13 protein-coding genes are annotated in these 13,824 nt (G+C 61.3%); 3 read left to right on the top strand and 10 right to left on the bottom strand.

Going from position 1 to position 13,824, the window contains the following annotated elements:
• Nucleotides 1–8: 8 nt before the first annotated feature.
• The 10 genes from pdhA to tpiA all read right to left on the bottom strand — a co-directional run bounded on the left by pdhA (nucleotide 9) and on the right by tpiA (nucleotide 9,667).
• Nucleotides 9–1,019, bottom strand: coding sequence for a pyruvate dehydrogenase (acetyl-transferring) E1 component subunit alpha (pdhA, locus tag NO934_RS17155; protein WP_309161201.1), 1,011 nt, complete (start codon nucleotides 1,017–1,019; stop codon nucleotides 9–11).
• 200 nt (nucleotides 1,020–1,219) lie between these two features.
• Nucleotides 1,220–1,546 carry a septum formation initiator family protein gene (locus tag NO934_RS17150; RefSeq protein WP_309161200.1) on the bottom strand — a complete coding sequence of 109 codons (327 nt, stop codon included), beginning with the start codon at nucleotides 1,544–1,546 and terminating at the stop codon, nucleotides 1,220–1,222.
• 80 nt (nucleotides 1,547–1,626) lie between these two features.
• Entirely contained in the window at nucleotides 1,627–2,589 is a 963-nt protein-coding gene (locus NO934_RS17145; protein WP_309161199.1) for an NAD(P)-dependent alcohol dehydrogenase, read from the bottom strand.
• 22 nt (nucleotides 2,590–2,611) lie between these two features.
• On the bottom strand, nucleotides 2,612–3,889 hold the full coding sequence (gene eno / locus NO934_RS17140; RefSeq protein ID WP_309161198.1) for a phosphopyruvate hydratase: 1,278 nt from the start codon (nucleotides 3,887–3,889) through the stop codon (nucleotides 2,612–2,614).
• Nucleotides 3,890–4,027: 138 nt separating this feature from the next.
• A complete protein-coding gene (locus tag NO934_RS17135; RefSeq protein WP_309161197.1) occupies nucleotides 4,028–4,393 on the bottom strand; it encodes a PRC-barrel domain-containing protein in 366 nt (121 codons plus the stop codon).
• A 65-nt stretch (nucleotides 4,394–4,458) separates the two neighbouring features.
• Nucleotides 4,459–5,757, bottom strand: a complete 1,299-nt coding sequence (locus tag NO934_RS17130) for an MFS transporter (RefSeq protein WP_309161196.1) — start codon at nucleotides 5,755–5,757, stop codon at nucleotides 4,459–4,461.
• Between the two features lie 204 nt (nucleotides 5,758–5,961).
• Nucleotides 5,962–6,135 carry a DUF4169 family protein gene (locus NO934_RS17125; RefSeq protein WP_309161195.1) on the bottom strand — a complete coding sequence of 58 codons (174 nt, stop codon included), beginning with the start codon at nucleotides 6,133–6,135 and terminating at the stop codon, nucleotides 5,962–5,964.
• A gap of 219 nt (nucleotides 6,136–6,354) precedes the next feature.
• Nucleotides 6,355–7,983: a CTP synthase gene (locus NO934_RS17120; RefSeq protein ID WP_309161194.1), complete on the bottom strand. Its 1,629-nt coding sequence runs from the start codon at nucleotides 7,981–7,983 to the stop codon at nucleotides 6,355–6,357.
• Between the two features lie 111 nt (nucleotides 7,984–8,094).
• A complete protein-coding gene (gene secG, locus NO934_RS17115) occupies nucleotides 8,095–8,691 on the bottom strand; it encodes a preprotein translocase subunit SecG (RefSeq protein WP_309161193.1) in 597 nt (198 codons plus the stop codon).
• Nucleotides 8,692–8,911: 220 nt separating this feature from the next.
• Nucleotides 8,912–9,667, bottom strand: a complete 756-nt coding sequence (gene tpiA / locus NO934_RS17110) for a triose-phosphate isomerase (protein ID WP_309161192.1) — start codon at nucleotides 9,665–9,667, stop codon at nucleotides 8,912–8,914.
• 168 nt (nucleotides 9,668–9,835) lie between these two features.
• On the opposite strand from tpiA, the gene NO934_RS17105 reads away from it, so the two are divergent.
• The 3 genes from NO934_RS17105 to NO934_RS17095 are packed head-to-tail and all read left to right on the top strand — an operon-like array spanning nucleotide 9,836 to nucleotide 13,820.
• Complete coding sequence (locus NO934_RS17105; protein ID WP_309161191.1) at nucleotides 9,836–11,704, top strand: SurA N-terminal domain-containing protein; 1,869 nt, start codon at nucleotides 9,836–9,838, stop codon at nucleotides 11,702–11,704.
• 8 nt (nucleotides 11,705–11,712) lie between these two features.
• Complete coding sequence (gene trpE, locus NO934_RS17100) at nucleotides 11,713–13,224, top strand: anthranilate synthase component I (protein ID WP_309161190.1); 1,512 nt, start codon at nucleotides 11,713–11,715, stop codon at nucleotides 13,222–13,224.
• Nucleotides 13,224–13,820, top strand: a complete 597-nt coding sequence (locus tag NO934_RS17095) for an aminodeoxychorismate/anthranilate synthase component II (RefSeq protein ID WP_309161189.1) — start codon at nucleotides 13,224–13,226, stop codon at nucleotides 13,818–13,820. Before trpE ends, NO934_RS17095 begins: the two co-directional genes overlap by 1 nt.
• Nucleotides 13,821–13,824 lie beyond the last annotated feature (4 nt).

Below are 13,824 nucleotides of genomic sequence, written 5' to 3'. Positions count from 1 at the left end.
GCCTGCGCTTAGTCGATCAGGATGTCGGTGTAGAGCTCGGACGCATCGGGCTCGGGATCGTTGGTGGCAAAATCGGCCGCTGCGGTGACGATGGCGCGGATGTCCTTTTCGACATCCTTGAGCTCGTCCTCGGTAGCGTAATTCTTCTCGATAATGCGCTTGCGCACCTGCTCGATCGGGTCACGCTCCGAACGCATGCTGGTCACTTCATCCTTGGAGCGATACTTCGCCGGATCGGACATGGAGTGACCGCGATAACGGTAGGTGAGCATTTCGAGAATGTAGGGTCCCTTCCCTGACCGTGCGTGTTCGATGGCGCGCTCGGCAGCATCCTTGACCATGCGAACGTCCATTCCATCGACTTGTTCGCCGGGAATACCGAAGGAGAGGCCGCGCTGGGAGAGATCGGTGGTGGCGGCAGCGCGCTCAAGCGAAGTGCCCATCGCGTATTTGTTGTTTTCGATCACATAGACGACCGGCAGGTTCCAGAGCTTGGCCATGTTGAAGCTCTCATAGACCTGGCCCTGGTTGGCGGCGCCGTCACCGAAATAGGTGATCGAGACCGAGCCGTCGCCGCGATATTTGGAAGCGAAAGCGAGGCCGGTGCCGAGCGAAACCTGGGCGCCGACGATACCGTTGCCGCCATAAAATCGGTGTTCGTTGGAGAACATGTGCATCGAACCGCCCTTGCCTTTCGACAAGCCGCCTTGACGACCCGTCAATTCGGCCATCACGGCACTAGGATCGAGCCCCATGACCAGCATGTGACCGTGATCGCGATATCCGGTGATCTGGGCATCTTCGCCCTTTTTCGACGCCATGGTGATCCCGGTCACCACGGCTTCCTGTCCGATATATAGGTGGCAGAAGCCGCCGATCAGGCCCATGCCATACATCTGGCCAGCCTTCTCCTCGAACCGGCGGATCAGCAGCATCTCGCGGAATGCATGAAGCTCCTCGTCCTTGCTCAGTTCGGGTATGTTGGAAGTGGCCTTGGCGGCCGTCGCTTTACGCGCCATGCGACGTCTCCGGAAAGTGGATCGGTGCCGCCACCCCATTGGCGAGGTGCACGGGATGCGGGAGGCATTGATGCACAATACCGCGGCCGATGCTACCGGCAAAGGGGTCGCGTGACAGCACGAGACCGGATAAACGTCTATAATACCGATATATTTATTAGTTAACCGAATTTCAGTTCAGAACATTGATGAACTGAAATTCAGTTTACGTCCTGCGCTTCGGGGACGATGATGATATCGTCCGGATGGACCAGACCCAGGAGGGCTCGGGCCCGTTCAGTGAGAATGTCGGGATCCATCCGCCGTGGGTCGAAGAGCGCGATCCGATGCTCGTAGGAGTCGATTTCGATTTCGAGCGCTGCCTGCCGGGCTTCGAGGAGGCGAATCTGCTCGAGCATCTCGCGCTGGCTATCGATGCCGAAGGCGCCCGTCACGACGTGATAGCCCAGATAGCCCTGAAAGGCGAGCAAACTGGCGGTTATGCTCAACTTAACGAGTATAGAAGGACGTTTGACGCGGGTGGGCATGGAAACTCGAACCGTAGGACGCTGCCAAGCTTCCTTCATACTTCGTCAAGCTTAAGGACTTCTTGCTGCGGCCATATACTTCAGTCCGATACTGAAATGACGATCTTGCCGGTCGCCTCGCCTCCCCCGATGCGTTGGAGGGCCTCGGCTGCGCGCTCCAGGGGAAAGACGCTGTCGATGACCGGAGTGAGCCGGCCTTCGACACATTGCCCAGCCAATTGCGAGAAATCGGCTGGCGAGACCTCGTAAAACAGCACGCCCAGTCGCTTGCGTTGTGTTTTTCCGATGACGCTGCCAAAGCAGGCCACAGAGAGAAGACTGCGGATGGTGCCGCCGATAACCACGAGCACGCCGCCCTCGCGAAGCACCCTTGCATAGGCACTGGCCGAGCGATGGGCGACGACGTCGATGACCAGGTCGTATTGGTCACCGGCAGCGGTGAAATCAATTGTGCGATAATCAATGAATGCATTGGCGCCCAGAGCAAGCACCCGGTCGCGCTTCCCCGGGCAATCAACGGCGGTGACCGCCGCACCGAGTTGCTTGGCCATCTGAATGGCAAAGGTTCCAACACCGCCACCGGCACCGTTGACGAGGATCGAGGGTTTGGGAACGGAACTCTTGCGCAGGCTTTGCAGGGCCAAAGCGCCCGCTTGCGGTAAGGCGGCGGCATCAATGAAACTCAGCCCATCCGGTATATGCGCCAGAGTTGATATTGGCGCGCATGCATATTCGGCAAAGCCACCCCATTTGCCATTCGAAAGATCCCCGAAGACCCGGTCACCGACGGCAAAGCCCTCGGCCCCTTCTCCGAGGACCTCGACAACACCGGCGATGTCGGCACCGGCTATTCTGTGGGACGGACCGAAGGGTTCGGCAATCCGAGCCAAAGGCTTGCCGATCAGCCGGTCCCAATCCCATGAATTGACCGATGCCGCGCAGACGCGCACCAGCACTTCGCCAGGCCCCGGTTTGGGAACGGGAACATCACAGAGCCTCAATGTGTGGGGAGGACCGTAGCGTTCGGAAACGACCGCGCGCATTGCAGCCTCCCCAAGCGGTTCTCTAGGCTCCTTTGAGGATCGAGCGACCGGCGTAACGGCCGGAGGTGCCGAGGAACTCCTCGATGCGGATCAACTGGTTGTATTTGGCAAGCCGGTCCGAACGAGCCAGAGAGCCGGTCTTGATCTGACCGCAGTTCAGCGCCACGGCGAGGTCGGCGATGGTCGAATCCTCGGTTTCCCCCGAGCGGTGCGACATGACCGAAGTGTAGGACGCCTTGTGCGCGGTCTCGACCGCTTCGAGGGTTTCCGACAGCGAACCGATCTGGTTGACCTTGACGAGGATCGAGTTGGCGACGCCCATCTTGATGCCCGAGACGAGACGTTCGGTGTTGGTGACGAAAAGGTCGTCGCCCACGAGCTGCACCTTGCCGCCGATCGCCTCGGTCAGAGCCTTCCAGCCGTCCCAATCGTCCTCGGCCATGCCGTCTTCGATCGAGATGATGGGGAAACGGGCGGTAAGGTCTTCGAGATAGCGGACCATTTCGTCCGAACCCAGCGTCTTGCCTTCGCCCTTGAGGTTGTAGCTGCCGTTGTCGAAGAACTCGGTGGAGGCGCAATCGAGCGCCAGATAGACATCCTCGCCGGGAGCGTAGCCGGCCTTTTCGATGGACTTCATGATGAAGCCGAGTGCGTCTTCGGTGGAGGACAGGTTCGGGGCGAAGCCACCCTCGTCGCCCACATTGGTGTTATGCCCTCCGGCCGCCAGGCCCTTCTTGAGGGTGTGGAAGATTTCCGTGCCGATCCGCACTGCGTCGGAAATCGAATCCGCGCCCACCGGCATGATCATGAATTCTTGGATGTCGATCGGGTTGTCGGCATGTTCGCCGCCGTTGATGATGTTCATCATCGGTACGGGTAGCAGGCGGGCGTTGGGGCCGCCGACATAGCGCCAGAGCGGCAAGGCGCTCGATTCGGCGGCGGCGCGGGCAACGGCGAGGGACACGCCGAGAATGGCATTGGCCCCGAGTTTGCCCTTGTTGGGCGTGCCATCGAGCTCGATCATGGCCTGATCGACCGCGATCTGGTCGAGGGCATCCATGCCTTCGATTTCGTTGGCGATCAGGGTGTTGACGTTATCGACGGCGTTGAGCACGCCCTTGCCCATATAAGCCTCGCCGCCATCGCGCAGCTCCACGGCTTCGTGGGCCCCAGTCGAGGCACCCGAGGGCACCGCGGCGCGGCCGAAGCTGCCATCGTCGAGAACGACATCGACCTCGACGGTTGGATTGCCGCGGCTGTCGAAAATCTGACGGCCGATAACGTCAACGATAGCAGACATGGAAACGCCCTTTGTTTCTTGTGGTGATGCCGGTCGGCAAACTAATGAACCGGCCGGAGGTGGGAAAGGGCTTGCCGCAAAAATAATGCGGGCGGATGACACCATCCGTCCGCTATCCGGAACTTATATAAGAGCTGTCTAATTCCAGTAAGGATCGACCTTATAGTACGAGTAGGCTTCCTGCCGCGCATAGAGGCCATCGTCCTTGGTCAATTCGCTGATGGTATCGGCGGGCGCGGCTTCGAGTTCTTCCTTGGTGAAGGGCACGACATAACCGTCCTGGTCCTGATCGTAATCGAGTGTGGCCCAGGGGACGGGGTGGAACTTCTCACCCATTCCAAGGAAACCACCGAAGCCGACAACGGCGAACATGATGGCGTTGTCGGTCTTGTCGAGGACGATATCCTCGACCTTGCCAATCCTCTGGCCGTCGAGATTGTAGACGTCAGTGCCGACGGCACGGGTAGCGCGGATGGCCGTGGTGTGGCCGGATGCAGTAGGCATGAGCAACCTCCGTGGTTTTGTTTTGCCGTCAACGGACAGCGCACCACGGAGGTTCCTCGTTTTGCTCAGTCGCTGTCCTGGCGCATAAAGGCGAATGCGGCGAGGGTCATGACAGCGGCAAAGATCATATAGTAGCCGACGGTGTGCAGACCGAAGCTGGTCGCGAGCCAAGTGGCGATATAGGGCGCCAGCGATGCGCCGAAAATACCGCCCAGATTGAATGTGAGCGAAGCGCCGGTATAGCGCACGGCCGTCGGGAACGGAGCAGCGAGCGCGGTGCCGAGCGGCCCATACGTCATGCCCATCAGCGCAAAGCCAAGGCAGAGGAAGAAGGTGACTCCGAATACATTGCCCGAGCCGAACAGCGGCGCGAGCACCAGCCCGAAAATGCCGATGGCGACGGAAACCAGCACCATGACGCGACGCATGCCGTAGCGATCGGCGAGGATGGCCGTGGGCGGAATGAAAAGGCCGAAGAAAACCACGCCGATCATCTGCATGACGAGGAATTCTTCGCGGCTATAGCCCAGTTGTGCCGTGCCCCAGCTCAGCGAAAATACCGTCATGATGTAGAACAGCACGAACGTGGCCAGCGCAGCCATGGTGCCGAGAACGAGGCTTACCTTGTGACGCTTGAAGAGGTCGAGAAACGGCACTTCGACCCGTTCGGCCTTTTCCATCGCCTTGGCAAATTCGGGTGTTTCGGAGATCTTCAGACGAATGAAGAGCCCGACGATCACCAGAAGCGCGCTGGCGATAAAGGGAACGCGCCAGCCCCAGGCGAAGAACTGATCTTCACTGAGCACTTCGGCGAGCAGCAGGAACACGCAGGTGGCGAGGAAAAAGCCCACCGGAGCGCCAAGCTGGGGGAACATGCCGTACAAGGCGCGCTTGCCTTCCGCGGCGTTTTCAGTGGCGAGCAGGACCGCGCCGCCCCATTCACCACCCAGGCCGATCCCCTGCCCCAGCCGGCACAGAGCGAGCAGCAGCGGCGCGACGACGCCGATCTGGGCGTAGGTCGGCAGGAAACCGATGAGCACGGTGGAAATACCCATGGTCAGCAGCGCCGCGACCAGCGTCGCCTTGCGTCCGATGCGGTCTCCATAGTGCCCGAAGATCGCTGCACCCACCGGGCGCGCGAAAAAGGCGATGGCGAAGGTCGCGAGCGAAGAAAGCAGCGCCGACAGGGAATCGCCGGCCGGGAAGAAAAGTTGCGGGAATACGATCACCGCGGCAGTGGCGTAGATGTAGAAATCGAAGAATTCGATGGTCGTTCCGATCATCGAAGCGGCGAGGACGCGGCGGGCGGAATTGCCTGTCGCGACCGGCGCCGCAGCGGGTGCGGCAGTGGTGGTGGTCGACATGGTCTTGTCCGGGCGCACGAGACTGATCGGCGGCCGGAAGAAGCCGCCGCACAAAGCGGATGGCGCCGTTGATGATCAACGCTTTGGGCGCGCGAACGGGAGGAGAACGTCCGAGCGCCGGCGTGGAGTACCGCACGGTACGGTTCGACGCAAACGTTTTTGAAACAGCGTTTCGGGACGAAAAGTCGCGGATTGGCGGAGAGATCAGTCGCGCTTGTGGCTATCGAGATCGCGGTTTTGCTTATCGGATAGCTTGCGCTGCCGGTCCCTCTCGGCTTTGGTGCGGCCGAATTTGGCGCGAATGGCCTCGGCTGCCTGTTCTTTCTCGGCGCGGACCTTTGCCTTGCGCGCCTGACGGAGGTTGACGATTTCTGCCATGGGAAACGCGCGGGCTCGAACTTTCTGGTGGAACAGTGAAGCGCTGCGGGTCTCCGGGTCAAGCCCGAAGACGACGAGATGGAAAGAATCGCGCTTATCGCCGGGGCCCTCCGGAGAAAATCCTGAAGACGCAATATGAGGTTACGCGTACTCGTCCGGCGCTGCCACCGACCGGATGCCGACACAAGGCCGGCATGCCTCCGGAGTGAATTGCCCTCCTTACACCAGCCGGCTCTGTTCGACAGCCGCCGCGATAAAGGATTTGAACAGCGGGTGCGGTTCGAACGGGCGAGACTTGAGCTCGGGGTGATACTGGACACCGATGAACCAGGGGTGGTCGGTACGCTCCACGATCTCGGGCAGCGTGCCATCCGGTGAGAGGCCGGAAAACAGCAAACCGTTGGCCTCGAGCACCTTGCGGTACTTCATGTTGACCTCGTAGCGGTGGCGATGGCGCTCGGAGATGCGGTTGGTGCCATAGATGTCGGCCACCCGGCTGCCACGCACGAGCTGGGCCGGATAGGCACCCAGACGCATCGTGCCGCCGAGATCGGTGTCCTCGCCGCGCTGTTCCTTGTTGTTCTCCTTGACCCACTCGGTCATGAGGCCCACGACCGGCTCCTTGGTGGGGCCGAATTCGGTGGAGGAGGCTTTCGGAATGTGCGCGGTGTTGCGCGCCGCTTCGATGCACGCCATCTGCATGCCGAAGCAGATGCCGAAATAGGGCACATCACGGATGCGGGCGAAGCGGGCGGCGTTGATCTTGCCTTCCGAACCCCGCTCACCGAAGCCACCGGGGACAAGAATGCCGTGGATGCCCTCAAGATATGGCTGCGGATCGTCACGCTCGAAGACCTCGGAGTCGATCCATTCGAGATTGACCTTGACGTTATTGGCAATGCCGCCATGGGCCAAGGCTTCGGAAAGCGACTTATAGGCGTCCTTGAGGCCGGTATATTTGCCGACGATGGCAATGTTGACGATGCCCTCGGGGTTGTGGATGCGGCGGGAAATCTCGCGCCAGCCTTCCAGATTCGGCTCGGGCGCATCCTTGATGCCGAAGGCGGCAAGCACTTCGTCGTCCAGCCCTTCCTCATGATAGGCGATCGGCACGTCATAGATCGAGGAGACGTCCAGCGCCTGGATCACGGCCGAGGGACGAACGTTGCAGAACAGGGAAAGCTTGCGCTTTTCGCCTTCCGGGATGGGACGGTCGCAGCGCACCAGCAGAATGTCGGGCTGAATGCCGATGGAGCGCAACTCCTTGACCGAATGCTGGGTTGGCTTGGTCTTGAGTTCGCCCGCCGACGGAATGAACGGCATCAGCGTCAGATGAACGAATACGGCATCGCCGCGCGGCAATTCATTGCCCAACTGGCGAATGGATTCGAGGAACGGCATGGCTTCAATATCACCGACCGTGCCGCCGATCTCGCAAAGAACGAAGTCGTAGTCCTCATTGCCCGAAGTGACGAAGCTCTTGATCTCGTCGGTGACGTGCGGGATCACCTGCACGGTGGCGCCGAGATAGTCGCCGCGGCGTTCCTTGGCCAGAATGTCTGAATAGATGCGCCCGGTGGTGACGTTGTCCTGCTGATTGGCAGAACGTCCGGTGAAGCGTTCATAGTGCCCCAGATCGAGATCGGTTTCCGCACCGTCGTCCGTGACGAACACCTCGCCGTGCTGATAGGGCGACATCGTGCCAGGATCGACGTTGAGATAGGGATCGAGCTTGCGCAGCCGCACCCTGTAACCGCGCGCCTGCAGCACGGCGCCGAGAGCCGCCGAAGCCAAACCTTTTCCGAGCGAGGAAACCACGCCACCGGTGATGAAAACGTACCGAGCCATGGACTTTTACCTTACATATGCCGCTTTCGATTCGAAGCGCGAAATTGCCGCGCCCACACAAAAAAGAAGGGGATGTCTCCATCCCCAATCTTTGAAACCTGTCCGGCGGATTTAGTTGCCGGGGTTGGTTGTCGGTTGCGCCGCCGGCGCAGGTTCGTCAGTCGTCGTCGGCTCGGCCGGAGCTGCAGGCGCCTCTTCCGCGTCAGCGGGCGCAGGCTCGGCTTGTTCGGCAGGCGCGTCGACAACAGGTTCCTCGGCGGCCGGCTCGGCCGGTGCCGCGGGGGCCGTCAGGTCCGGCTCTGCCGCAGGAGCGGCCTCGTCGGTGGCGGCCGGCGCGGCGAGGTCCTCATTTTCAGCAGCAGGCTCAGCCGGGACGGAAAGATCGTCATTGCCCGTTCCCAGCGCATCGAGCGCGTCGAGAACGGTTGCCGGGCTGCCGTCGGGGTTCTGGGCTGCCTGATCCAGGATCGAGGACGCACTGCGGTCGGACTGGCTGATGATGGTCAGGCCGATCGCGGTGACCATGAAGAGGGTACCAAGGATCGCCGTGGTGCGGGTCAACAGATTGGCCGAACTGCGAGCGGACATAAAGCCACCGCCGCCGCCCCCGCCCATGCCGAGGCCGCCGCCTTCTGACCGCTGGAGCAGGATCACGACGATCATGGCGATCACGATCAACAGATAGGCGACAATCAGTACTGTGGCCATGTAACGGTTCGTCCTTTAACAACTCACGCCTCGGCGCGGCATATGGGAGCCAGGCGCCGTTGGCGCAATACCCTGACATTTATGGTGCTTAACAACTCAAGCCCTGCCCGTCCGGCGGGACGTGGAGCAAGGCTTTGCACAGGCATCGCGTTGGGCGGCGTTCTACACGCAAAGATCGGCATTGGCCAGCCCCAGAACGCCACAGTTTTCCCCAACTGCTTCAGGCGACAACGATGATGGAAAAGAAGTCGTTGGCCAGAAGGCTCGCCCCTCCCACGAGCGCGCCGTTGACATTGGCGGTCCTGAGGATTTCGCCGGCATTGTCGGGCTTTACCGAGCCGCCATATAAAAGAAGTGCCGCCTCTCCCGCCGCGCCGAACCGTTCGACGAGCAGCGCGCGCATATGGGCGTGCATTTCTGCGATATCGCCAATATTGGGGGTGCGACCGGTGCCGATGGCCCAAACCGGTTCGTAGGCGACGATTATCTGGGTGTTGCCGAAATCATCGGGAAGCGATTGGGCGAGCTGCTCGGCCACCACCTGATTCGCCCGCCCCTGCTCGCGTTCGGCTTCAGTTTCACCGACGCACACGATCGGGACCAGACCGGCCGCCAGCGCTGCTTGCACCTTTTCGCTCACCATGGCGCTGGTTTCACCATGGTCGGCGCGACGCTCGGAATGGCCTAAAATAACGTGAGAAGCTCCGGCGTCGAACAGCATGGTGGCGCTGACATCGCCGGTATGAGCGCCGCTGACCTTGGCGTGGCAATCCTGCCCGCCGATGCGAATGGGGCTCCCCTCGGCGCGTTGCGCCGCCCGATGGATGAGGGTGGCGGGCGGGCAGATGAGCACATCGCTGGCGATCTCGCCGGCTTCCTCCAGCAATGTTTTGAGGTGGGCAAGCTGCTCGAGCGCCGCCCCCGTTCCATTCATCTTCCAGTTCCCGGCAATCAGCGGCCGCAATTGCTCCTGCATCCCTACCCCAACAACGCCTTGCACGCACAATCAGAATGGCTTAACCCGGCCTCCGCAAGCGTGCTTGCAGGGCCTTATGCACCCTGTCTATTATGCGCGCGCCTCGAACGCCATAGGGCAGCGCCTAAGACAATAGGCGAGTGCCCGCCTTCAACCGATCGGACCACAATGCTCGACAATCTCCGCAATTTTGGCCGCAGCTGGATCGCCAAAATCCTACTGGGTGTGCTTATCATCGCCGTGGCCGGTTTCGGGATTCCGAGCGTTTTTCTGGATCTCAATGCCAATACCGTGGCGCGCGTGGGCGACCAGAACATTTCGGTGCGCGATTTCGACCAGGTCTACCGCTCGCAGCTCAACCAGTTCGCGGCCCAGACCGGGATGGCGCCCACCGCGCAGCAGGCCGTCAGCTATGGCCTGCCCAACGCGGCGATCGCGCGGCTGGCCAACGACGCGTCGATCGAAATTCTGGCGCGAGACCTGGGCCTGGGTGCGTCGGACCGGAAACTCGTCGAACTGGTGCGGCAGGATCCGAGCTTTGCCAGCGCCATGGGACTGTTCGACACCGGCGAATTTACAAACATGCTGCGCAATTCCGGCTTGACCGAGGCCGAATATCTCAACCTTCAGCGCCGCGCCGCGAGCCGCGAGCAGGTGGGGATGATCTTCAACGGGGCTTACGTTCCGCAGGTGGCTCTCGATATCGCGCGCTCTTATGACAACGATCAGCGCACCATCGAATATGTCGAGCTCAATCCGGTGCTGTTCGAGGTGACCGAGGAGCCGAGCGAAGAAGAGCTGGCCCGGTTCTTCGAGGAGAATCAGACTCGATTCCGGACCGTGGAAACGCGCCACGTGAGCCTCCTGCCCCTGACCGCTGAGGCACTGGCGGCCGGCGTCGAGGTCACCGAGGAAGAAATCGCCGCCGAATATGAGCGTACTGCCGGTCAATACGTTTCTCCCGAACGCCGTACCGTCCACCAATTGACGCTGCCCGACGCGGAAGCGGCGCAGGCTTTTGCCGAAGGCATCGAGGCTGGAGCATCGTTTGCCAGCGTCGTCTCTCAAACCGGAATGCAGACCGAGGTGACCGAACTGGGCACCTTTGCCCAGGGTGAAATCACCGATGCGGCCGTCGCCCAAGCCACCTTCGGGCTCGAGGAAAACGGCTATGCCGTGATCGAGGGCGCCGAGGGACAACGGGCTATCTGGGTGAGCTCCATTCAAGAGGAAGGCCAGGCTCCGCTGGAAGATGTTCGCGGGGAGCTGGAGCAGGCGCTGCGGCTGGAAAAGGCCCAGGACCTGTTGTTGACCGCCTATGACGAGATCGAGGAAGCGCGGGCGGCGTTCCTGCCGATCGAAGATGTGGCCGAGCGCTATGGGCTTGAAGTCTATGATCTCGCTTTGACCGCTGATGGGGCCGCGCTCGCCGAAATCGAGACGTTGCCGCAAGGTTCGACCCAAACCATCGTCGATGCGGTGTTCGCGGCGTCAGCCGATACGCGCGTTACGCCCGCGATCAATCTGGGATCGAACCGGACCGTGTTTTTCTCGGTCGAGGAGATCGAACCGGCGCGCGACCAGACGTTGGATGAAGTCCGGGCCGAAGTCATCACCGCCTGGCAGGACCTGCAGACAGATATGGCGATGACGCGCGCGGCCGAAGACATGGTGGCTGCGATCGACAGCGGCAGCGACCTGTTCACGGTCGCCGCCGAAAACGGACAGACGCCACAGACGTCTTCGCCGTTCACCCGCAACACGGCCAGCGCCGGGCTCGACCCGCAGGTGGCCCAGGCTGCCTTCCAGGGCGGCGAAGGGCATGCGGGTTATGTTCCCACCCAGAATGGCGGCATGGTGGTCTTCCAGGTGACGCAGGTGACGCCGGCCTCAGCGGATGCGACTTCGCAAGTGGCCGAGGCGATGGAAACCAGCTTCGCTGACCTGATCTTTGCCAGTTTCGTCGAAGGCCTGCGCCAGGATCTGGGTGTCAGGATCAACCAGGAAGCCCTTAACCGCGTGATCGGGCTGCAATAGGCGGGATCATGTCGGACGACAGCGAGTTTACGGCCTTTGCCAAGACCTATGAGGCCGGACAGGGCCAGGTGCTCTACCGGCGCGTTGTGGCGGATCTCGAAACGCCGATCGGCACCTATCTCAAGCTCGCCGAAGGCAGGCGTTACAGCTTTCTTCTCGAATCGGTCGAGGGCGGCGCTGTGCGTGGACGCTATTCGATCATCGGGCTCGAGCCGGATCTGCTGTGGCGGGTGGTCGAGGGGCAGGCGCAAATCAACCGCTCGGCGGCAACCGACCGGGAAGCCTACGCTCCCTTGCCCGACCAGCCGCTCGATGCGCTGCGCGCGCTGATCGCCGAAAGCCAGATCGACATGCCCAGGGAACTGCCCGCCAATTCGGCGGGGGTTTTCGGATATCTGGGCTATGACATGGTGCGGTTCATGGAAGAACTGCCCGACGCCAATCCCGATACGATCGGGGTTCCCGACGCGTTGATGATGCGCCCGTCGATCCTGGCGGTTTTCGATACGCTCAAGGATGAGCTGTTTTTGTCAGCGCCGGTCTATGTGCGCGAAGGCGTTAGCGCTCGGCAGGCCTATGAGGCGGCCAATGAACGGATCGAGGACGCTATAGCACGCCTTGAACGTCCCCTTCCCCGTGGTGGCGACATCCCCGACCTCGCAAAGATAGAAGTCACCTCCAACACCTCGCGCGAAGATTATTTCAAGATGGTGCGCGCGGCTCAGGACTATATCGCCGCGGGCGACATCTTTCAGGTGGTTCTCAGCCAACGGTTCTCAGCCGATTTCACGTTGCCGCCAACGGCGCTCTACCGTGCGCTGCGGCGTACCAATCCCTCGCCATTCATGTATTTCCTCGATATGGGCGATTTCGCCGTCGCGGGGTCGAGTCCCGAGATCCTGGTGAGGGTCGATCATGGGGAAGTCACGATCCGCCCGATCGCCGGCACGCGCAAGCGCGGGGCAACACCCGAACGCGACCGCGAGTTGGCAGAGGAATTGCTGGCCGACCCCAAGGAACTCTCCGAGCACCTGATGCTGCTCGACCTCGGGCGGAACGATGTGGGGCGGGTAGCGGAAATCGGTTCGGTGAAGGTCACCGACAAGTTCTTCCTCGAATACTATTCCCACGTCATGCACATCGTCTCCAACGTGGTGGGCAAGCTCGACCCCAAATACGACAATATCGACGCACTGGCGGCGGGTTTTCCGGCGGGAACGGTTTCCGGAGCGCCAAAGGTGCGGGCGATGGAAATCATCGACGAGCTCGAAGTGGCGCGGCGCGGCGTCTATGCCGGATGCGTGGGCTATTTCGGAGCCGATGGGCGGATGGACACCTGCATCGTGCTGCGCACCGCGATCTTGAAAGACGGCAAGCTCCATGTGCAGGCCGGCGCGGGGATCGTTGCAGACTCCAAGCCCGAACTCGAGCAACTCGAATGCGAGAACAAGGCGCGCGCCCTTTTCAGCGCCGCCGAGGAAGCGCTACGCTATGCCGGTCAATCGAAGGTGGGCCAGTGATGCGCGTCCTCGTCATCGATAACTACGACAGCTTCACCTACAACCTCGTCCATTATATCGGCGAGTTGGGTGCGGAGGTCGAGGTCGTGCGCAACGACAAGATCACGCTCGATGAGGTGGCCGCGCGGGCGCCCGAAGCGATCGTCATTTCTCCGGGGCCGTGCACCCCGAATGAAGCCGGCATCTGCCTGCCGCTCATTTCCCGTTTCGCCGGCGAAATCCCGATGTTCGGCGTGTGTCTGGGGCTGCAATCGATGGGACAGGCGTTCGGCGGAGAGGTGGTGCGTGCACCCGTACCCATGCACGGCAAGGTTTCCACAATCACCCATGATGGACGTGGAGTGTTTCGCGGACTGAACAAGCAGTTCGAGGCCACGCGCTATCACTCACTGGTGGTGCGGGACGAGAATTTGCCAGGCGATCTGTCGGTGACGGCCCGCTCCGACGATGGGCAGATCATGGGGCTTCAGCATCGGGATTTGCCCGTGCATGGCGTGCAATTTCACCCCGAAAGCATCTCGTCGGAGAACGGGCATGCCATCTTGCAGAATTTTCTCAATATCGCGCGCGACTTCAATACCGACCGCGCCGCCTGAAACC

This window comes from Pelagibacterium sp. H642 (assembly GCF_031202855.1).
Classification (GTDB): domain Bacteria; phylum Pseudomonadota; class Alphaproteobacteria; order Rhizobiales; family Devosiaceae; genus Pelagibacterium.
This window is presented reverse-complemented; position numbering and strand designations above follow the sequence as displayed.